This window comes from Ponticaulis sp., assembly GCF_029210165.1.
GTDB lineage: Bacteria > Pseudomonadota > Alphaproteobacteria > Caulobacterales > Hyphomonadaceae > Ponticaulis.
Window position 1 is genome coordinate 255,739 of the sequence record NZ_JARGNT010000002.1, and the last position, 20,612, is coordinate 276,350.

A 20,612-nucleotide genomic window follows, 5' to 3' on the forward strand; every position below is an offset into this window, starting at 1 on the left:
CTACTCCGACCTCAAGGCTTCGACGGGATCGAGCTTGGCAGCATTCCATGCCGGAAGCACGGACACGATTATCGACACCAAAAAGGCATAAGCTGACGCAAAACCGACTTCAGACCAATCGATTAGCGCCGGAATGTAAGGCAGACCGTAAACATCCGGATTCCAGATTGCATTGCCGGTAAGCATATTCAGGAAGTCCTGAATTGGCTCGATATTGAAGCAGAAGAGCAGCCCCAACGTCAAACCGAGCACCAGACCGGACACACCAAGAATTCCGCCAATCATCAGGAAGGCGCGAAGTATAGTGCTGCGGCTTGCGCCCATCGTGCGCAAAATCGCGACGTCACGCGCTTTATTCTTCACGAGCATCACGATGCCTGTAATGATGTTCAAAGCGGTGATGGTGATCAGGACAGCAAAAATCATTCGCATCATGCTGCGCTCGACTTCCAGCGCGCCGACAATGCCGCGGTACAACTCTTTCCAGGATTGAGTCAGCATGCCTCTCGGAAGGATTTCCCTCTGTAGCGTTTGAAGCACAACATCGACGTCCTGCGGGTCATTTATCTTCAGCTCGACAATCGGATAGCGATCGCGCGAATTAAAGAACAGCTGAGCCTGCTCTAGCGGCATGATGATCAGAGAGTCGTCGAGCGGGTTTGCGTTTCCTGAGAAGACTTCAAACACACCTGCAATGTTGTACACTTTGCGCCGCGGAATGACGCCGCCCATAGTCGCAGCGCCTTCGGGAGCGATCAGAGTGAGTGAATCACCGGCCGTCACATATAGAGACCGGGCCAAGCGCTCTGAGATGATGATGTCATCACCGCCAAAACGCCCGTCACCAAAGGTCTCCATGCTTCCGCGGTAAAGATCACCTTGAAGAAATTCAAACGCATCAGTGTCGCTTGGACTGATCCCCCGCACATATGCCCCACGCGCGACAGCATCCGAAGATGCGAGAACGGCCCCTTCAACAATCGGTACAGCGCTGCGCACATCATCTCTCGCTTCAAGCTGGATGATCAGATCGTCGATGTCAGTTGCGAGGTTTTGTCCGGAATAAACGCGAATGTGCCCGGAGTTACCAAGAACACGGTCAATTAGCTCTGCACGAAACCCGTTCATGATCGACATGACGATGATCAGCGCTGCGACTGCGAGCGCAATACCGACCAGAGACAGAATGGACACAATCGCAACACCGCCGTGTTCACGGCGCGCGCGGATATATCTGAACGCGAGCGAACGTTCGTAATATCCGAACGGTCTGTCTTTGAGTGCTTCGGGAGCTACCGAGCTCACGCTAACGCTTTCAGTTTATTGATGGCAGCTTCGAGTGACATTTCTTGAGCTTCTCCCGTAGCGCGCGTCTTCAACTCAACTACGCCTTTTTCCAGTCCCTTCGGACCGATGACTAAGACGTATGGAATACCAATCAGTTCCATTGAAGAGAGCTTTACACCAGGACTGGCATCACGATCGTCATACAACGGATCGAAACCAGCTTTCTGAAGCTGTGCATATGCGTCAGAACCAGCTGTCTGAATTTCTTCAGACTTGGCTTTCACGGTTACGATACCGACGTCGAAAGGCGCTACAGACTTCGGCCAGATTATGCCTTTTTCGTCGTGAGACGCTTCGATAATGCCGCCAACCAGACGCGATACACCAACACCGTAAGAGCCCATTTGAACCGGAACGCTCTTACCTTCCGCGTTCATGATCTCCGCTTTCATCGGCGAAGAGTATTTGTCGCCGAAGAAGAAGATATGACCGACTTCGATACCGCGAGCGGATACGCGCCGGTCCTCTGGAACAGCTTCGAACTCGGACACATCATGCATCTCGTCGGTTGCAGCGTAATACTGGGTACGTTTGTCGATTTCAGTTGTGAGGTCACCGTCAAAATCGAAATCAATACCCGGCGCAGGGACATCAAGAAGCGCCTTATCAAGGAACACTTCGCTTTCGCCGGTTTCTGCGAGAATGATAAATTCGTGGCTTAGATCGCCGCCGATAGGGCCGGTATCCGCCTTCATAGGCACAGCCGTCAGGCCGAGCCGGTCGAACGTATTCAGATATGCGCAAAACATCTTCTGATAGGACCGGCGAGCCGCGTCCGCATCAATGTCGAAAGAATAAGCGTCCTTCATCAGAAACTCACGACCACGCATCACGCCAAACCGAGGGCGGATTTCGTCACGGAACTTCCACTGGATGTGGTACAGGTTTAGGGGCAGCTGTTTGTAGCTACGCACATAAGACCTGAAAATATCCGTAATCATTTCCTCATTGGTCGGACCAAAGAGCATTTCACGATCATGGCGGTCGGTAATGCGCAGCATCTCCTTACCGTAATCGTCATAACGACCACTTTCCTGCCAGAGCTCGGCTGGCTGGATCGTCGGCATCAGCATTTCAACGGCACCCGCACGATCCATCTCTTCGCGCACGATCGTCTCGATCTTACGGAGCACCTTCAGGCCAAGCGGCAGCCAGCTGTAAATGCCCGCACCGTTCTGACGGATCATACCCGCCCGAAGCATGTATTGGTGCGACAGGATGGTCGCCTCGGCTGGAGTTTCCTTGAGAACAGGCAGGAAATAGTTAGAAAGCTTCATAATGCCATTCGCTGTAAAAGAATATCTTGCTGATCTAGCGCTCGTCTGAGGCGCGCGCAATCAGCTTCTACCAGATACGATCCGGTTCAGGGAGAATTCCGCTGATCGCGATAATAAAGCCGATCAGCGTAACCACCGCGGCACCGATAGTCGCCCATATCGCTTTCTTCCAAAGATTTGCGGCCTGAGGTGCGCCGGGCTCTGTTCCGTCGTCTGGCACATAGTCTTCATGCTGGCCGCGCACGCCAATTGGCAGGACCGCCAGAAAGACCATCCACCATGAAATCAGAAAGACAACGGAACCAGAAAAAATACCCATCAGTGTTTCGGAGTTTCCATTAGCTCGATCAGCACGCCATTCGAGTTTTTCGGATGGATAAAGATAATCGGCGTTCCGTGCGCACCAATGCGCGGCTCGTTCAGAACTGTCGCGCCCTTAGCTTCCATTTCACGCTTGGCTTCGTGAATGTCTTCCACTTCGAAACACACATGATGCTGGCCACCCTTGGGGTTCTTTTTAAGGAAGTTCAGGATCGGGGAATCGTCACCCAGCGGCTCAATCAGTTCGATCTGGCTGTTTGGGAGATTCACAAAACAGAAGCGCACACCTTGCGAAGGCATTTCGCCTGGCTCGGTAATGTCTGTTACGCCATACAGTTCACGATAGGTTTGAGCCGCTTCCTCAATGGAAGGAACCGCAACGCCTACATGGTTGAGTGGACCGATCATGTTTCCCCGCTTTCAGTCTGTTGATTATCCCCGCAGGATCGAAACATCGATCAGCGGACGTTTTCCAAGCTCACGCTCGCCTACTTTGCGTAGCGCGCGGATAAGTGAACGCTCGACCGTTTCATCGTCAAGCCTCGCCTTACGCTTGAGACCATCTACCGCATTTTCAGCAGCCTCATCGAACGCATCAATTGTTTCGTCGAGCGTTCGGCCATCTGGCTCTGAATAGCCCCGCACAAACACTTCTGGGCCATCGATGATGTCCGCGTTGTCATCAAAACAAATGGCAACGGTAACATGGCCTGCGAATGAAAGCCGGCGTCGCTCCTGGATACCCTGAGCGTTTTCTGGGATCAGACGATTGCCGTCTAGGAGCAGACGACCGGTCGGCACCTCATCAACGATCTTTGCGCGCCCTGGTGCAAGCCGAATGACGTCACCATTCTTGGGTGTAACCGCCTCTGACACCTGTAGAGACTTCGCATAGTCGGCATGTTCGAGGATGTGGCGACGCTCACCGTGAACAGGTACAGAGATGCGCGGACGCACCCATGAATACATCCGACGCAGTTCGTCACGGCATGGATGACCTGAAACGTGAATGTGCCGCATGCGGTCCGTGATGAGCTTCACGCCTTTTTCGGCAAGAGCATTCTGCAGATCGAAGATCCCACGCTCATTGCCCGGGATGACACGGGACGAAAAGATTACCGTATCACCTTTGTTCAGAGTGACATGAGGGTGGTTGCCTTGTGCAATACGAGAAAGCGCAGCGCGAGGCTCACCCTGAGACCCCGTGCAGAGGTAAAGAATGGCTTCCGGTGGCAGGTAGCCAGCTTCTTTCTCATCAACGAATTCGGCACAATCTGCCAACATGCCAACCGCTTTTGCGGCTGCCGTAATGCGATGCATGGATCGGCCTACGAGGCAGACATGGCGTCCATTCGCTTCGGCGGCGCGAACAATACTTTCAACCCGCGCAACGTTGGATGCAAATGCCGTAACGGCCACCCTACCCGTCTGCTCTCCGATCAGGTCGACGAGTTCATCACGGCAACTGCCTTCTGATCCGGCTTCACCTTCCTCGAACACATTAGTCGAGTCACAAACCATGGCGAGAACGCCCTCATCGCCCATCTTCTCAAGGACAGTCGAATCAAACGGTGCACCAATTTGCGGATCAGGGTCGATTTTCCAATCACCCGTATGAAGAATAGTGCCCGCGGGCGTCTTGATCGCGAGACCGTTCGGTTCCGGAATTGAGTGTGTAAGCGTGACGTACTCGACCTCAAACGGGCCAGCTTTCACCTTGCCACCGAGCGGGACAACGTTGAGCTTTGCTTTATCGATTACGCCTGCGTCATTGAGCTTGTGGCGTATCAGTTCTGCGGTGAACGGCGTTGCGTACATCGGCTTCTGGAAGCGGTGCCAGAGATGCCCGACAGCACCGATATGATCCTCATGCGCATGCGTAAGGAAAATCGCTTCAATATTATCGCGCTGCTCTTCAATGAAGCCTGGGTCCGGAATAATGACATCAACACCGGGCGTTCTTAGGTCACCAAAGGACACACCCATATCAACAATAATCCAGCGCCGGTCATGCATCGGACCATAAGCGTAGGCGTTGAGGTTCATTCCAATTTCGTTGCAACCGCCAAGCGGCAGGAACAGGAGTTCTGCTTTATCTGTCATATGTTCTATTTTTTATTCCGGCGGTAAATCTCAAGTAGGCCACGGATTGTGACATCAGGATCGTAGATATCGATCTCTTCGCTCTCACCTTCAAATAGTGATGCAACACCGCCTGTTCCAATCACCGTCATCGGTTCTGTGTACTCTGCCTTAATCCTACGGATAAGACCATCAATCAGATCAAGATAACCGAGGAAGATACCAGACTGCATCGCAGACACTGTGTCCTGTCCGATCACCTGGGGTGGTCTTTGAATTGCGATACGTGGCAGGCTGGCAGCGGCATCATGAAGTGCACGCATGGACAGGTTTATGCCGGGAGAAATGATCCCTCCTTCAAAACCACCATCAGCGCCGACAATGTCAAACGTCGTCGCCGTACCGCTATCCACTACGATCAGAGCACCTTCATGTTGCGCATGTGCGCCAACGGCGTTCACCAGACGGTCGGCCCCCACTTGCTCTGGTCTGGAGATCCGGATTGGTACGCCTAGCTCAACCGAAGCTTCACCAATAAACATTGGTTCGATATCCAGGTAACGGCGCGCAAGATTGCGAAAATTGAAACGAGCTTGCGGAACCACAGACGAAATGATGCAGGCGTCTAAATCGCCAAACGGAATACCATCCATCCGGCAGAGTTGTGTCAGCCATACCGCATAGTCATCGGCTGTCTTTGTGCTATCGGTTGCGCTACGCCACTGTGCGACCCACGATGCCCCGTCATGAAGCCCGAATACTGTGTTCGTGTTGCCGACATCGATCGCCAGAAGCATGGCTTATCGTTCCTTCACAAGCTCAACATCACCGGCCGTGATCGTGACGACCTCGCCGGTTGAGGTGTTCAGACACATATGACCGTGCTCGTCCAGCCCGTGAAACTCACCTTCAATGGTTTGATCGCCAAGTTTTGAGCGACAAATTGCACCAATCTGATCTGTCGCCTTCATCCAGTCGTCGATCACCGAAGACATGCCGAACTTGGAAAACTGCGTAAGGCGTCTACGTAAACATCCATCAAGCACGACCAGGGCAGTTTCAGGAGGCACCGCAAGATCAGGTAAAACATTTGCGAGACTGACGGTTGCATAGTCAGGAATATCCGGCGCAAAGGCGAGGTTGATCCCGATGCCTATAGACAGCCAGAATTGCTTAGTCTGAGACGATCTGCCGCTTTCGAGCAGTATGCCACTGAGCTTGGCACCGTCGATGCGCACGTCATTGGGCCATTTAAGTCCCGGAATGAGCCGTCCCTGACTGAGTTCGATGACCATATCCCTGACGGCCAGCCCAATGCTCAATGAAACGCCAGCCACTGCGGGAGACAAGCCGTCAATCGGGATGAGGGCAGTCGTGTAGAGATTTCCAGTTTCGGATACCCACTTGCGCCCAAGGCGTCCGCGCCCAGCCGTCTGCGCTTTGGCCGCGAACCATAGAGGCTCCTGAACGCCTTCGACAGCACGTCGCCCGGCTAGAGCAGATGTGCTGTCGATTTCATCATACCATTCAACTGGCCAGGCATTCGCCAGAGCGTTCAGCTGGAACACTGGCGCTTAACCGAGCGAGAAGCTGCCACCGGCGAGTGACATCATCCAACCGATAACTACGGTGAAAACCGGGAAAGCAAGGATAGTGGCTGCACTGACCGTGATGCCGACAGTGCCGGACATGTTTTCGAACGGTGCAAGCTTGTCGCCACCCCACATGATCATGATGATGCGGAGATAGTAGCCGAGCGAAACGACTGACGCGATCACGCCAATAATCACGATTGGCCATAGACCCGCTTCAACACCAGCCTGGAACACAACCAGCTTACCAAAGAAGCCGCCCAGAGGAGGAATACCCGCCACAGAGAACACAAGAGCTGTCATACAGACTGCGAGCCAAGGCATTGTGGACGAGAGGCCTGAAAGCTCGGAAATGTCTTCGACCATGCCACCACGACGGCGCATTGACAAAAGCACACCAAAAATCCCGAGCTGGGACAACGCATAGATCACCATATAAACAAGCAGAGCTGGGCCGCCGATTTCTTCACCTGCGGCGAGCGCAATAAGCGCATAGCCCATATTGCCGATTGAAGAATACGCAAACAGGCGCTTCAGATTTGTCTGGCGCAGAGCACCAAAAGCACCGATCAGCATGGATGCACCAGAGATAATCAGGATGACATCCTGCCACTGGTCAATTGCGTTTCCGAAGGCCTCGAACAGGATGGTCGCAAAGACAACCATAGACGCAAGCTTTGGCGCTGACGCGAAGAATGCGACAACCGGTGTCGGCGCACCTTCATATACATCCGGCGTCCAGACGTGTAGTGGCGCCGCAGATACTTTGAACGCAAGACCGGTAATCAACAGCACAAGCCCGAACACGAGACCAATACCGAACTCGGCCTGCGCAATAGCGTCATAGTTCGTCGAACCAGAGAAACCGTACACAAGCGATGCGCCGTAGAGGATCAGACCGGATGCGAGCGCACCAAGTACAAAATACTTCAGACCCGCTTCAGAAGACCGCTGGCTGTCCCGGTTGAACGCTGCAAGCACATAAGATGATAGGCTGAGCGTCTCGATGCCGAGGTAAAGCGTCATCAGATCGTTAGCAGAGAGCGTGATGCCCATACCGAGCGACGCGAAGATCACCAGAAGCGCGTACTCATAACGGATAAGGCGCTCTTTCACGAGATATGATTCCGCGATCAGAAGAGCCACACCCGCGCAGAAGTAACAAACCGCTTTAGCAAGGTTCGTGAAACGATCCGTTTCCCAAAGTCCGTTGAATGCAACGCCGCCTTCAATGTTGAAGAGCGAGAGCGCACAAGCACCGAGAAGGATCAGCGCGCCGGCCTTGATAGAAACCGTTGCAAAACGTTCGCGAAGAACAGCACCAAGAACAACCGCGACCAGACCCGCAAATGCGAGGTAGAGCTCGGGCGTAGCTGCTGCGAAGATTTCGTCCCAGTTCATGGTCAGTTATCCAATCAATCCAGATACGGCAGCCATGATAGGCGCCACGCTGAGTTCAGTGATGTCAAAAATGATCGCGGGGAATACACCAAGTACGATCGTAGCGATGATGAGCGGTGCGAACACAATTGCTTCTGTGCGGTTGATGTCCTTGATGCCTTCGAGCTTCTCGTTCGTCATCACACCGAACACCGTCTGACGATACAGCGTGAGCATATAAACGGCAGAGAAGATCACACCGAGCGCAGCACCCGTAGCGGCCCAGGTTGAGGCCTGGAAGCTGCCAGCCATGGTCAGGATTTCACCGACAAAACCGCTTGTGCCTGGCAGGCCGACATTCGCCATCGTAAAGAGCATGAAAATTGCTGCATAGACCGGCATCTTGGTGACGAGGCCACCGTAGAATTTGATCTCACGCGTGTGCATACGGTCATAAATGACACCGACGATCAGGAACAGTGCGCCTGAAATCACGCCGTGCGAGATCATTTGGAAGATAGCACCCTGAATACCGATCTCAGTGAACGAGAAAATACCAAGCGTCACAAAGCCCATGTGAGCGACAGACGAATAAGCAATCAGCTTTTTCATATCCGTCTGACGGAACGCGACCAGCGACGCATAGACGATCGCGATAACGCTCATCGCAAACACCATAGGCTGGAAATAGACGCTGGCTTCAGGGAACATAGGCAATGAGAAGCGCAGGAAGCCGTAGCCGCCCATCTTCAGCAGAACACCCGCCAGAATAACAGAACCCGCGGTCGGCGCTTGCACGTGCGCGTCCGGAAGCCAAGTATGCACAGGCCACATTGGAAGTTTAACAGCAAACGATGCAAAGAATGCGAGCCACAGAAGATGTTGGACCCCAAACTTTCCGTCTTCGACAGCAAAGATCTGCGGAATAACTGTCTGCAATTCGACGATATCTGACGTGCCCGCTTGCAGGTACATAGCGATAACCGCGAGCAGCATGAACAGAGAGCCGAGCAGCGTGTAGAGAAAGAACTTGAAAGATGCGTAGACACGCTCTGCGCCGCCCCAAATGCCAATGATAATGAACATCGGGATCAGGCCAGCCTCGAAGAAGACGTAGAACAACATCAGATCGAGCGAACAGAACACACCAAGCATCAGCGTTTCAAGGAACAGGAACGCAGCGACGTACTCGGTCACGCGGTGCTTTACACTACCCCAGCTAGCCAGGAAGCACAGCGGCGTCAGGAAGGTCGTCAAAAGCACCAGCAGAATGGACATGCCGTCGACGCCCATCTTGTAGCGAATACCGCCGACAACTTCACCCGCCTCATTCAGCGTGCCGCCGAACCAGGAATGATCTTCAACAAGCTGGAAGCCCTCAACGCCCGGCTGGAAGTAAGCCAGTGCAATAATCGAAAGAACAAACGTCGCAGCGCTGACAACCAGACCGACGAGGAAAGCTACACGAGACTCTTCTTCAACTGACGTCGCATTAGACGCCGTGACTTTCCGAACCCACAGGAGCAGAAGCGCCCCGAGAGCCGGTGCAAAAATCATGAAGGAAAGGAGCGCAAAGTCGCCCATCAATTCGCTCCTGCTACGTTAATTAGAATGACTGCACCGAAGACAGCAGCGGCACCGAGAATGACGAAGGCATAGTGATACAGATAGCCTGTATGCATCGCCGACAGACGGCTTGCGCCCCACTTTGCCAGTCCACTCAGACCGTCCGGACCAAAGCCGTCGATAATCTTGCGGTCACCGACTTTCCAGAAGAAGTCGCCCAGCATCTTCGTACCGCGCACGAATGTCGCCTGATAGATCTCGTCGAAGTACCACTTGTTCGCGAACAGAGCGTGCAGAGGACCGCCCGTATCGGCAATTCGCTTACCGAGGCCACGGTTAAACAGATACGTGAAGGTCGCGATCAGGAAACCGAGGATCGTAACGACCAAAGGCGCCCAGAAGACCCAGCCCGGGTTAATGCCGCCATGAGCAACATCATATTTATCATGCAGAACATGGTTTTCAGGGGCTGCATAGATCGCACCGCTCCAGAACTCTTCGTAGTGGTGGCCCACAAAGGCATCATAGAAGAAGTAACCCGCAAACACGGCGCCTACACTCAGAAGAATTAGCGGAACCAGCATGACAAGCGGAGACTCGTGAGGCTTGCCGCCATGAGCATGGTGGTCGTCTTTATGGCCATCATCGGCATGAGCATGCGCATCGTCATGATGATCCGCTTCTGCCATCGGTCCGTGGAACGTCATATAAATGAGGCGCCATGAGTAGAAGCTTGTCAGCAGAGCCGCAATGATACCGAACCAGAACGCGAGCTGTGCGAATGACACACCGGAGATACCCGCTGCAAACGCCGTTTCAATGATGGCGTCTTTAGAGAAGAAACCTGCGAAACCGAATTTCGTGTGCGGAATACCAAGGCCGATAATCGCAATCGTACCGATCATCATTGCAGCGTACGTGACCTTCATATACTTGGCGACGCCACCCATACGGCGCATGTCCTGCTCGTGATGCATACCGTGAATAACCGAACCGGCACCAAGGAACAGAAGCGCCTTGAAGAAGGCGTGTGTGAACAGGTGGAACATAGCCGCCTGATACGCACCGACACCCGCCGCAAAAAACATATAGCCCAGCTGAGAACAGGTCGAAAATGCAATCACGCGCTTGATGTCGTTCTGCGCCATGCCGACCGTCGCAGCGTAAAGAGCTGTCACAGCACCAATCAGAGCAATGAAGCCGGAAGCATATGGGGCGTACTCATAGATCGGCGAAAGCAGACACACGAGGTACACACCCGCCGTCACCATGGTAGCGGCGTGAATGAGCGCTGATACTGGTGTCGGGCCTTCCATCGCGTCTGGTAGCCAGACATGCAGGAAGAACTGAGCTGACTTACCCATCGCACCAATGAAGAGCAGCACACCGATAAGCTCCAGAACCGGAACACCATACCCAAGGAAGTCGATAGACGCGTCGCGTGGCGTGGCCGCTTCAGCGAAGCTCACGATAGGCGCAACGTGCTCGAAAGTGTTCTCTTTGATCGCTTCAAGCATCGGGTTGAGTTCAACGGTACCGAACACGAAGAACGCCGCCATGATGCCGAGCGCCAGACCGAAGTCACCAACACGGTTTGTAACGAACGCTTTGATAGACGCACTGTTCGCGCTGTCCTTGTGGAACCAGAAACCGATAAGCAGGTAAGACGCGAGGCCAACACCTTCCCAACCGAAGAATATCTGAATCAGGTTGTCGCCAGTCACAAGCATGAGCATCATGAACGTAAAGAGCGACAGATATGAGAAGAAACGCGCTTTATGCGGATCCTCAGACATATAACCCCAGGAATAAAGGTGCACGAGACCGGAAACGCTCGTGATGACGGCCATCATAACGATGGACATAGCGTCGACACGGATTGCCCAATCGGCATGGAACTGACCAACGTCAATCCAGCGTGCAAGATGGATTATATGCTGGAAATGATGATGCGCGTCATGGTGCCCGCCAAAAGCGTAGGCAAAGAGCTGATACAGCGACAGAATGCCGGCAGAGCCGACAGTAATCGTCGTTACGAGCATCGCAACACGGTCACCGATAAAGCGCTGGAACAGACCTGCTATGGCTGCCGCAATGCCCGGTGCGAGCACGATGAATAAAATTAGGGGGTCAGGCAATGTCATCTGTTTATCAGCCCCGCATGAGATTGACATCTTCCACAGCGATATCGCCGCGGTTTCTGAAATAAGTGACCAGGATCGCAAGGCCGACCGCGGCTTCAGCAGCCGCTACGGTCAGAACCAGCATTGCGAAAATCTGGCCTTTGATGTCGCCATTGAACGCGCCGAAAGCGACGAGATTGATGTTCACCGAGAGAAGCATAAGCTCCAGCGACATCAGAATGACGATGATGTTCTTCCGGTTTACGAAGATGCCAAAGACACCGATCGTAAACAGCGCTGCAGACAGCGACAGATAATGGGCGAGTGTCAGTTCCATATCAGATCCCCTGTCCCGGACGGACGTCCTTGAGTTCAACGGCATCCGCACGCTTACGGCCTGTCTGTTCTTCAACAGACTGACGGCGCACGCCCGGACGGTGACGCAGTGTGAGTACGATCGCACCAATCATAGCGATAAGCAGGACGATGCCAGAGATCTGGAAGAGAAGCAGATAGTCTGTGTACATGACCTGACCGATCGCTTCGACGTTCGTTTCTGCGTTCGGGCTTGCATCAAATGCTTCCGGACGGCTCGCGCCCATCGCGCTGGCGACGAGAGCGATCTCCGCAAAGAAGACTAAAGCAACCACGCCGCCAAACGGCGCGTAATTGAGGAAGCCCTGTTTCAATTCCACGAAATCGACATCGAGCATCATCACGACAAACAGGAACAGAACCGCGACGGCGCCTACGTAAACAACGATGAGCAGCATAGCGAGGAATTCTGCACCGATCAGAACAAGAAGGCCCGACGCTGTGAAGAAGGCCAGGATAAGGAAGAGTACAGAGTGTACCGGATTACGTGCCGCAATCACACAGAAAGCGGCAATCAGTACAATCGCTGAAAGAATGCTGAATGCGATGACTTCCATATCAGCCCCCTAAGCCGATGGCGTTTCCGCCGTTAAACGCGTTACCCACAACAGGTCCTATCTTTTTGCCGTTATCGATACGGCGCATCGAGTTCGAGATTACGTGCAATCTCACGCTCCCAACGATCACCATTGGCGAGCAATTTATCTTTGTCGTAGAAGAGCTCTTCACGAGTTTCAGTCGCAAACTCGAAGTTCGGGCCTTCAACGATAGCATCTACCGGGCAAGCTTCCTGACAGAAGCCACAGTAGATGCATTTAGTCATATCAATGTCGTAGCGTGTCGTTCGACGTGAGCCGTCATCACGAGGCTCCGCCTCAATCGTAATTGCCTGCGCCGGACAAATCGCTTCACAAAGCTTACATGCGATGCAGCGTTCCTCGCCATTTGCGTAGCGACGCAGTGCGTGCTCGCCACGAAAGCGCGGAGACAGCGGGTTCTTCTCAAACGGGTAGTTGATAGTCGCTTTACGACGGAACAGGTACCGGAAGCCAAGCCCCATCGCACCGATGAAGTCGAGAAGAAGGGCTCCCTTGAGGGCTTGTGCAATTCTCATCAGATCATCACTTCCTAAGCAGCCGCTGCGTTTGTGTAGACGACAAAGCCACTGATTAGCAGCACTGCCACGAGAGACGTCGGCAGGAAGATCTTCCAGCCAAGACGCATGAGTTGGTCGTAACGGTAGCGCGGCACGAGCGCACGAACGAACGCAAACATGAAGAACACGAAAGTCACTTTCAGAGCGAACCAGAATGCCCCGATCAGGCTTTCAAACGTGCCGGTACCCAGGAGGCCTGCCAGCGAGTTCTCGTCGAATAGGCCGAGATCGCCCACCGGAGAATGCCAACCGCCGAGGAACAGAACGCTCGTCATCGCGCACATCAGCGTGATTGCAATCTGCTCACCCAGATAAATAAGCAGGAATGGCGTGCCGGAATACTCAACCTGATAACCTGCGACGAGCTCTGACTCAGCTTCCGGAAGGTCAAACGGTGGACGGTTCGTCTCAGCCAGCGCCGAGATGAAGAAAATCACCATCATCGGGAACATAACGATAATCGTCGGGAGCTTGAAAGCGTACCAATTCCAGAAACCGCCCGTCTGGGATTCAACGATGGTTGTGAGGTTCATAGAGCCGGACAGCAGAATAACCGTAACGAGAACAAAACCAATAGAGACCTCATAAGAGACCATCTGTGCTGCCGACCGCAGGCCACCGAGGAACGGATATTTCGAGTTCGACGCCCAACCGGCCATGATCACGCCGTATACACCGAGTGACGACATTGCGAGCAGATAGAGAACACCAACGTTTAGATCAGAAACGACCCAGCCTGGCGCAATCGGAACAACTGCCCAACAGATCAGGGACAGCGTCGTCGCTAGGATCGGTGCGATCATGAAGACCGTTTTGTTCGCACCGGCCGGAATGATCATTTCCTTCAGAACAAACTTACCGAAGTCGGCAAACGACTGAAACAGACCAAAGGGGCCAACAACGTTCGGTCCCTTACGGAGCATGGTGCCCGCGAGAACCTTACGGTCAAAATAGAGAAGGAAGGCAATCGCCAGAAGAAGAACGACAGTTACCAGCAGGATTTGCCCGAGCGAAAGCAGCACGAGCAAAATCGGGTTTTCTGTCCATCCGAGAAACTGTTCCATGACGAGCCCCTACTCCGCTGCTGCGGAGACCTCCAGAGTTTGCTTCTGCAGTGAACACTCAGCCATAGTAGCTGACGCACGTGCGATCGGATTTGTGAGATAGAAGTCGCCGATCGGACAGAAGACCGGATCGTCCGACAGCGATTCTGTAGCCGCAGGCAATGGCGCAGACAGAGCTTCGGCACCGGCATTACCAGGGGCGAAATTCATGCCCGCGAAGCTTGGCACATCTTCACGTAGCGCATCACGAAGCTGGTCAGCGCTGTTGTAAGGAAGCGTTTTACCGACGAGATCAGAAAGCGCGCGGAAAATCGCCCATTCTTCTTTCGCAGCACCTTTAGTCTGAACGGCAGCCGTCGTCATCTGAACGCGGCCTTCTGTGTTCACGTAAGTCGCGGTTTTTTCAGTGTAAGCGGCTGTCGGCAGAATAACGTCTGCGCGGCTTGCGCCTGCGTCACCATGGCTTCCGAGATAGACCACGAAGCTGTCACCGAATTGCGACATCGGAACTTCATCCACCCCTAGAAGAATGACCGTATCGAGGTCTGCGCAATTCGAAGCAAGATACTCCGAAGCGGACTTAGCGCCCTCACCCGGCAGGAATCCGACATCCAGAGCGCCAACACGAGACGCAGCGTTGTGAAGTACACCGAAGCCAGCCCAGGCATCGTCGCCCGAAGCGATCGCGCCGCATTCGAGCGCGAGGTCATGAGCTGCTTTCAGCGTAGCGTAACCGCCATCACCAACAAGCGCCTGCTCACCAACAACGATCATTGGCTTTTTCGCGTTCTTCAGAACGTCGCCGAATGCACCAAGGTCCTTCAGTCCTGACGTGGATGACGCAACATGCGTGTAATCATAGGTCAGGTCATGCGGTTCGCCGATAAGGCCAACTTGCAGATCATTCCAGAGCCATGCCTTACGAATGCGCGCGTTCCAAACTGCTGCCTCAACACGAGGATTGGCGCCAATAATGAGAAGCGCATCTGCTTCCTCTACACCCATAAGCGTTGAATTCAGAATGTAGCTTTCACGCGGCAGTGTTTCACCAGACGGTGTGACACCCAATTGCTGACCTGACAGCCGACAGTCGAGCGCTTTTGCGCCAACTGCTGTCATCAGGTCTTTCGCTGCTTTCATACCTTCTACGCAAGCAAGGTCACCTGCAAACGCTGCAATACGGGATACGTCACCTTTGAGCTTCTCTGCGACGACCGAAAGCGCTTCGGACCAGTCAGCCGGGCGCAGTTTACCGTTTTCACGAACATAAGGCGTATCAAGACGCTGGCGACCGAGACCGTCCCAAACAAAACGGGACTTATCTGACAGCCACTCTTCGTTCACTTCCTCATTCACGCGCGGCATGATGCGCATAACTGCAGCACCTTTAGCGTCGACGCGAATTGAGGAGCCGATAGCGTCCATAACGTCGATAGACTCGGTTTTGCGAAGTTCCCAAGGGCGCGCATTAAACGCGTAAGGCTTGGACGTCAGCGCGCCAACCGGACACAAATCAATCACGTTGCCGGAAAGTTCGGATGTGAGAGACTGCTCGAGATATGTCGTGATCTCTGCATCTTCACCTCGGCTGATCATGCCGATCTCTTCAACGCCAGCTACTTCCGCAACAAATCGAACGCAACGCGTACACTGGATGCAGCGCGTCATGATTGTTTTGACGAGCGGCCCCATATTTTTGTCTTCGACCGCGCGCTTATTCATCTCATAGCGCGAGTCAGAGCGACCATAAGCGACGGCCTGATCCTGCAGGTCACACTCGCCGCCCTGGTCACAAATCGGACAATCAAGCGGGTGGTTGATGAGCAGGAATTCCATCACACCGTTGCGAGCGTTCTCGACGTATTCGCCTTTGGTATTGATGTTCGGAGGTGACCCATCAGGGTTCATCCGCATATCACCAACTGTCTGCGCACATGAGGCAATCGGCTTCGGTGCGCCCTCCCACTGAACGAGACACATGCGGCAGTTACCTGCCACAGAGAGACGTTCGTGGAAGCAGAAACGTGGAATCTCAGCACCCGCTTCTTCACACGCCTGAAGGAGCGTGTATTCGCGAGGAACTTCGACTTCTTTGCCGTCAACGACGAGTTTAAAGGTATGTGACATATGCCTTACTCCGCCGCCACGCTGGCGCCCTGAACGAGGGGCTTGCCAATTCGATAATTAGAAATGCGCTCTTCAATCTCGTGACGGAAGTGACGAATGAGGCCCTGAACAGGCCATGCCGCGGCATCGCCGAGTGCGCAGATCGTGTGGCCTTCAACCTGACCAGCTACGTCGAGCAGCATGTCAATTTCTGAATGCTCAGCTTCGCCGCGCGCCATACGTTCAAGAACGCGCCACATCCAGCCAGTACCTTCACGGCAAGGCGTGCACTGGCCACAGCTCTCATGCTTGTAGAAATAGCTGATACGCGCGATGGCCTTCACGATGTCCGTGGAATTATCCATGACGATCATACCGGCCGTACCGAGGCCAGAACGAACTTCACGGAGCGCGTCAAAGTCCATCAAAACCGTGTCGCAAATCTCACGCGGCAAAAGTGGAACGGAAGAGCCGCCCGGAATAACCGCTTTCAGATTTTCCCAGCCGCCACGAACGCCGCCGCAATGCTCTTCGATGAGTTGCTTCATCGGAATAGACATCGCTTCTTCGACGTTGCACGGCTTGTTTACGTGACCGGAAATACAAAAGACCTTAGTGCCCTTGTTGTTGTCACGACCGAAGCTGGAGAACCATTCCGCGCCGCGACGCAGAATAGTCGGCGCAACGGCAATAGACTCAACGTTGTTCACAGTTGTCGGGCAACCATAGAGGCCAGCATTCGCAGGGAATGGCGGCTTCAGACGCGGCTGACCTTTCTTGCCTTCCAGGCTTTCCAGGAGCGCTGTTTCTTCACCGCAGATGTAAGCACCTGCACCGTGGTGAATATAAACATCGAAGTCCCAGCCATGGACGTTGTCCTTACCGATCAGCTTGGCTTCATAAGCCTCCTTGACGGCCGCTTCCATACGCTCGCGCTCATAGATGTACTCACCGCGAAGGTAGATGTAGCAAGCGTGAGCACGCATTGCGTAAGACGCAACAAGGCAGCCTTCGATCAGCAGATGCGGATCATGGCGCATGATGTCTCGGTCTTTACAAGTACCCGGTTCAGACTCGTCGGCGTTCACCACGAGATAGTGCGGGCGATCACCAACTTGCTTCGGCATGAAGGTCCATTTCAGACCTGTCGGGAAGCCAGCGCCGCCGCGACCGCGCAGACCGGATGCCTTGATCTGATCACAGATCCAGTCACGGCCACACTGCAGCATATCGCGCGTCAGGTGCCATGCACCACGCTTTTTAGCCGCCTCCAGAGACCAGTCTTCCCGGCCGTAGAGGTTAGTGAAAATGCGATCCTTGTCCTCAAGCACAGTTGCGCTCCTTCAAGGTTGCAAGCGGATTACGGGTCATAACGATCATGACTTTTTCTTCTCCGCCAGTTCCTGAGCCTGCGGGATCCAGCGCTCGCGCGCGACCCGGCCTTTGAAGCTCAGATACTCATCAATCCATGCCATTTCTGGCTCGCCCCAGGCAGCGATCTGTTCGAAATAGAACACACCAAGGGAGTTAAGCTTTTTGACCAGAACGGGTCCAATACCTTTGATCGTTTCAAGGTTGTCTGCCTCGCCCTTCGCAGGTGCTTCGACAACTTCCGGGCGCTTTTTGTCATCGGTCTCTTCTGGAAGCTCGGCAGTTGCTTCGACAGCTGCATCAGCAGCTTTCTTCTCAGCTTTCACTGTCTTAGCTTTTTTGACCTTAGCTGTCTTCGCGCCGAGTGGCTGAAGATCGGACTCTGGAAGTTCGGACGGCGCATTGGGCAATCCGCTGATACCGGCAGGAACAGAACCATCGTAAAGCGCGCTATCGATCAATGTTATGGCGTCACCCTCAGGCGCGGAGCGTTCACGTGCGACGAAATTACCCGGCTCAACTGCAACGCCGTTCTCAAGTTTGTCGATAATCTCTGCAAACGTGTCCGACGTCAGGTCTTCATAGTAATAGTCATTGATCTGGACCATCGCGCCATTCACGCACGCGCCCAGACACTCGACCTCTTCCCATGACAGGCGGCCAGACTCGTTGACCTGAAAGGCTTTACCAATCTTGTTCTGGCAAATCTCTTTGAGGTCATTCGCACCGCGCAGCATGCAAGGCGTCGTGCCGCAAAGCTGAACGTGGAACTTACCAACGGGCTGAAGACGGAACATCGTGTAGAAAGTCGCGACTTCATACACACGAATGTATGGCATTTCGAGGCGCTCTGCGACTTCGCGCATTGCTGGCTCAGACAGCCAGCCACCATTATCCTTTTGCGCAAGCCACAGAAGCGGGATTACCGCTGAACGCTTGCGGTCTTCAGGATACTTCGCGAGCCAGAATGAGATTTTGCCTTCTGTTTCAGACGCAAACTCAAACGTGTCACCGCCAGCTTCCAGATCAAAACGACGAACAGCCATTAGCGGTCAATCTCCCCGAATACGATGTCGAGAGACCCCAGAATGGCAGAAACATCAGCCAGCTGGTGTCCTTTAGACAGGTAATCCATTGCGTGCAGGTGCGGGAAACCCGGAGCGCGGATTTTAAGACGATATGGACGGTTAGTGCCATCCGAAACGAGGTACACGCCGAATTCGCCCTTCGGAGCTTCGACTGCGGTGTAAGTTTCTCCAGCAGGAACTTTGAAGCCCTCTGTGTACAGTTTGAAGTGGTGGATGAGAGCTTCCATTGAGCGCTTCATTTCACCACGGCGTGGAGGTGCAATCTTTGAGCTCTCTGCAAGCACAGGGCCCGGCTCCATCAGCTCAATACACTGGCGGATGATTTTCACTGACTCGCGCATCTCTTCCATGCGGCAGACATAGCGGTCATAGCAGTCGCCGTGCTTCCCGACAGGAATCTTGAAGTCGAGTTCGTTATAGCACTCATAAGGCTGCGCGCGACGCAGGTCCCAGGCCATGCCCGAACCACGAACCATGACACCTGAGAAACCCCAATCGAGAGCGTCCTGAACAGACACAACGCCGACGTCACAGTTACGCTGCTTGAAGATACGGTTATCCGTCAGAAGACCTTCCATATCGTCGCAAACCGGCAGGAACTCATCGCAGAACTTCAGGATATCATCGAGAAGCTCGGGCGGGAGATCCTGGTGAACACCGCCCGGGCGGAAATAAGCCGCGTGCATGCGTGAACCACATGCGCGCTCGTAGAATACGCAAAGCTTTTCGCGCTCCTCAAAGCCCCATGTGATTGGCGTCAGCGCGCCAACATCCATCGCCTGTGTGGTGATGTTAAGAATGTGGTTAGAGATACGGCCGATCTCGCTGTAGAGAACGCGGATCAGGCTTGCACGACGCGGCACTTCGAGACCAAGAAGTTTCTCGATCGCCAGACAGTAGGCGTGCTCCTGGTTCATTGGCGCTACATAGTCGAGGCGATCAAAGTACGGTAGAGCCTGAAGATAGGTCTTGTACTCGATCAGCTTCTCTGTACCGCGGTGCAGAAGACCGATGTGCGGATCAACGCGCTCAACGATCTCGCCATCCATTTCAACAACCATACGCAGAACGCCGTGCGCCGCAGGGTGCTGAGGACCAAAGTTGAACGTAAAGCTACGATCGTCAGGATTGTGGGCTTGTCCGTCAGCCATCACTCAGCTCCCTCGGTCGCTTTCTCATCACCCGGAATGACCGCCTGAGCGCCTTCCCATGGTGAGAGGAAATCAAAGTTACGATATTCCTGAACGAGCTTAACCGGCTCATATACGACACGCTTTTCTAGTTCGTCGTAACGAACTTCGACATATCCCGTGAGCGGGAAGTCTTTGCGCAACGGATGCCCCTCGAAACCATAGTCTGTGAGGAGGCGGCGCATGTCTGTGTTGCCGGCGAACAGGACGCCATACATGTCAAGCGCCTCACGCTCGAACCACTCCGCACATGGGAAGATTTCCACGATGCTTGGAACCGCTGTTTCTGCGTCGGTGCTAACTTTTACACGAATGCGTTGATTCATTCGCATGCTGAGCATGTGGTACACGATCTCGAAACGCTCACGTCGCTCAGGGAAATCCACGCCACATACGTCAATCAGAGTTTCAAAGCGGCACTGGCTGTCATCGCGCAAAAACTTGATCAGAGATCGAATCTGGTCGCGCACACAATGGATGGTGAGTTCGCCGTGCGTAATCTCCCAGCGCTGAACCGCATGCGGCTCGGCGTGAGCAATGTGATCAGCAAGATCGTTCAGAGTCTCGTCCACGT

General features: G+C 53.9%; 19 protein-coding genes. All 19 read right to left on the reverse strand.

All coding sequences use genetic code 11. The annotated features are described in order from the left end of the window. On the reverse strand, window positions 1-1,305 hold the full coding sequence (locus tag P1U45_RS13215; protein ID WP_301059485.1) for a lipoprotein-releasing ABC transporter permease subunit: 1,305 nt from the start codon (window positions 1,303-1,305) through the stop codon (window positions 1-3). After that, window positions 1,302-2,624 (reverse strand): proline--tRNA ligase, encoded by a 1,323-nt coding sequence (gene proS, locus P1U45_RS13220; protein WP_301059486.1) that lies wholly within the window; start codon window positions 2,622-2,624, stop codon window positions 1,302-1,304. Before proS ends, P1U45_RS13215 begins: the two co-directional genes overlap by 4 nt. Before the next feature lie 67 nt (window positions 2,625-2,691). Further along, entirely contained in the window at window positions 2,692-2,943 is a 252-nt protein-coding gene (locus tag P1U45_RS13225) for a DUF1467 family protein (RefSeq protein WP_301059487.1), read from the reverse strand. Further along, window positions 2,943-3,353, reverse strand: a complete 411-nt coding sequence (gene mce / locus P1U45_RS13230) for a methylmalonyl-CoA epimerase (RefSeq protein WP_301059488.1) — start codon at window positions 3,351-3,353, stop codon at window positions 2,943-2,945. The genes P1U45_RS13225 and mce overlap by 1 nt, the downstream gene beginning before the upstream one ends. 24 nt (window positions 3,354-3,377) lie before the next feature. Continuing rightward, the gene (locus P1U45_RS13235) at window positions 3,378-5,048 is read right to left on the reverse strand and encodes a ribonuclease J (RefSeq protein WP_301059489.1); all 1,671 of its coding nucleotides are present in this window, start codon (window positions 5,046-5,048) and stop codon (window positions 3,378-3,380) included. Window positions 5,049-5,053: 5 nt separating this feature from the next. Continuing rightward, the gene (locus tag P1U45_RS13240; protein WP_301059490.1) at window positions 5,054-5,824 is read right to left on the reverse strand and encodes a type III pantothenate kinase; all 771 of its coding nucleotides are present in this window, start codon (window positions 5,822-5,824) and stop codon (window positions 5,054-5,056) included. Between the two features lie 3 nt (window positions 5,825-5,827). Beyond that, complete coding sequence (locus tag P1U45_RS13245; RefSeq protein ID WP_301059491.1) at window positions 5,828-6,595, reverse strand: biotin--[acetyl-CoA-carboxylase] ligase; 768 nt, start codon at window positions 6,593-6,595, stop codon at window positions 5,828-5,830. 6 nt (window positions 6,596-6,601) lie between these two features. Next, the gene (nuoN, locus tag P1U45_RS13250; protein WP_301059492.1) at window positions 6,602-8,020 is read right to left on the reverse strand and encodes an NADH-quinone oxidoreductase subunit NuoN; all 1,419 of its coding nucleotides are present in this window, start codon (window positions 8,018-8,020) and stop codon (window positions 6,602-6,604) included. Between the two features lie 6 nt (window positions 8,021-8,026). Next, on the reverse strand, window positions 8,027-9,583 hold the full coding sequence (locus tag P1U45_RS13255; protein ID WP_301059493.1) for an NADH-quinone oxidoreductase subunit M: 1,557 nt from the start codon (window positions 9,581-9,583) through the stop codon (window positions 8,027-8,029). Further along, the gene (nuoL, locus tag P1U45_RS13260) at window positions 9,583-11,703 is read right to left on the reverse strand and encodes an NADH-quinone oxidoreductase subunit L (RefSeq protein ID WP_301059494.1); all 2,121 of its coding nucleotides are present in this window, start codon (window positions 11,701-11,703) and stop codon (window positions 9,583-9,585) included. Before nuoL ends, P1U45_RS13255 begins: the two co-directional genes overlap by 1 nt. A 13-nt stretch (window positions 11,704-11,716) precedes the next feature. Further along, window positions 11,717-12,025 (reverse strand): NADH-quinone oxidoreductase subunit NuoK, encoded by a 309-nt coding sequence (gene nuoK / locus P1U45_RS13265; protein WP_022695499.1) that lies wholly within the window; start codon window positions 12,023-12,025, stop codon window positions 11,717-11,719. A gap of 1 nt (window position 12,026) precedes the next feature. Further along, a complete protein-coding gene (locus P1U45_RS13270; protein ID WP_301059495.1) occupies window positions 12,027-12,620 on the reverse strand; it encodes an NADH-quinone oxidoreductase subunit J in 594 nt (197 codons plus the stop codon). 71 nt (window positions 12,621-12,691) lie between these two features. Then, window positions 12,692-13,177, reverse strand: a complete 486-nt coding sequence (gene nuoI / locus P1U45_RS13275; RefSeq protein WP_293608077.1) for an NADH-quinone oxidoreductase subunit NuoI — start codon at window positions 13,175-13,177, stop codon at window positions 12,692-12,694. A 14-nt stretch (window positions 13,178-13,191) separates the two neighbouring features. Then, window positions 13,192-14,283, reverse strand: a complete 1,092-nt coding sequence (nuoH, locus tag P1U45_RS13280; RefSeq protein ID WP_301059496.1) for an NADH-quinone oxidoreductase subunit NuoH — start codon at window positions 14,281-14,283, stop codon at window positions 13,192-13,194. A 9-nt stretch (window positions 14,284-14,292) separates the two neighbouring features. Next, complete coding sequence (gene nuoG / locus P1U45_RS13285) at window positions 14,293-16,410, reverse strand: NADH-quinone oxidoreductase subunit NuoG (protein WP_301059498.1); 2,118 nt, start codon at window positions 16,408-16,410, stop codon at window positions 14,293-14,295. Window positions 16,411-16,415: 5 nt separating this feature from the next. Then, on the reverse strand, window positions 16,416-17,720 hold the full coding sequence (gene nuoF / locus P1U45_RS13290; RefSeq protein WP_022695504.1) for an NADH-quinone oxidoreductase subunit NuoF: 1,305 nt from the start codon (window positions 17,718-17,720) through the stop codon (window positions 16,416-16,418). Between the two features lie 45 nt (window positions 17,721-17,765). Further along, on the reverse strand, window positions 17,766-18,806 hold the full coding sequence (gene nuoE / locus P1U45_RS13295; RefSeq protein ID WP_301059499.1) for an NADH-quinone oxidoreductase subunit NuoE: 1,041 nt from the start codon (window positions 18,804-18,806) through the stop codon (window positions 17,766-17,768). Next, window positions 18,806-19,999 (reverse strand): NADH-quinone oxidoreductase subunit D, encoded by a 1,194-nt coding sequence (locus P1U45_RS13300; RefSeq protein WP_293618073.1) that lies wholly within the window; start codon window positions 19,997-19,999, stop codon window positions 18,806-18,808. Before P1U45_RS13300 ends, nuoE begins: the two co-directional genes overlap by 1 nt. After that, on the reverse strand, window positions 19,999-20,610 hold the full coding sequence (locus tag P1U45_RS13305) for an NADH-quinone oxidoreductase subunit C (RefSeq protein WP_027441730.1): 612 nt from the start codon (window positions 20,608-20,610) through the stop codon (window positions 19,999-20,001). Before P1U45_RS13305 ends, P1U45_RS13300 begins: the two co-directional genes overlap by 1 nt. Window positions 20,611-20,612 lie beyond the last annotated feature (2 nt).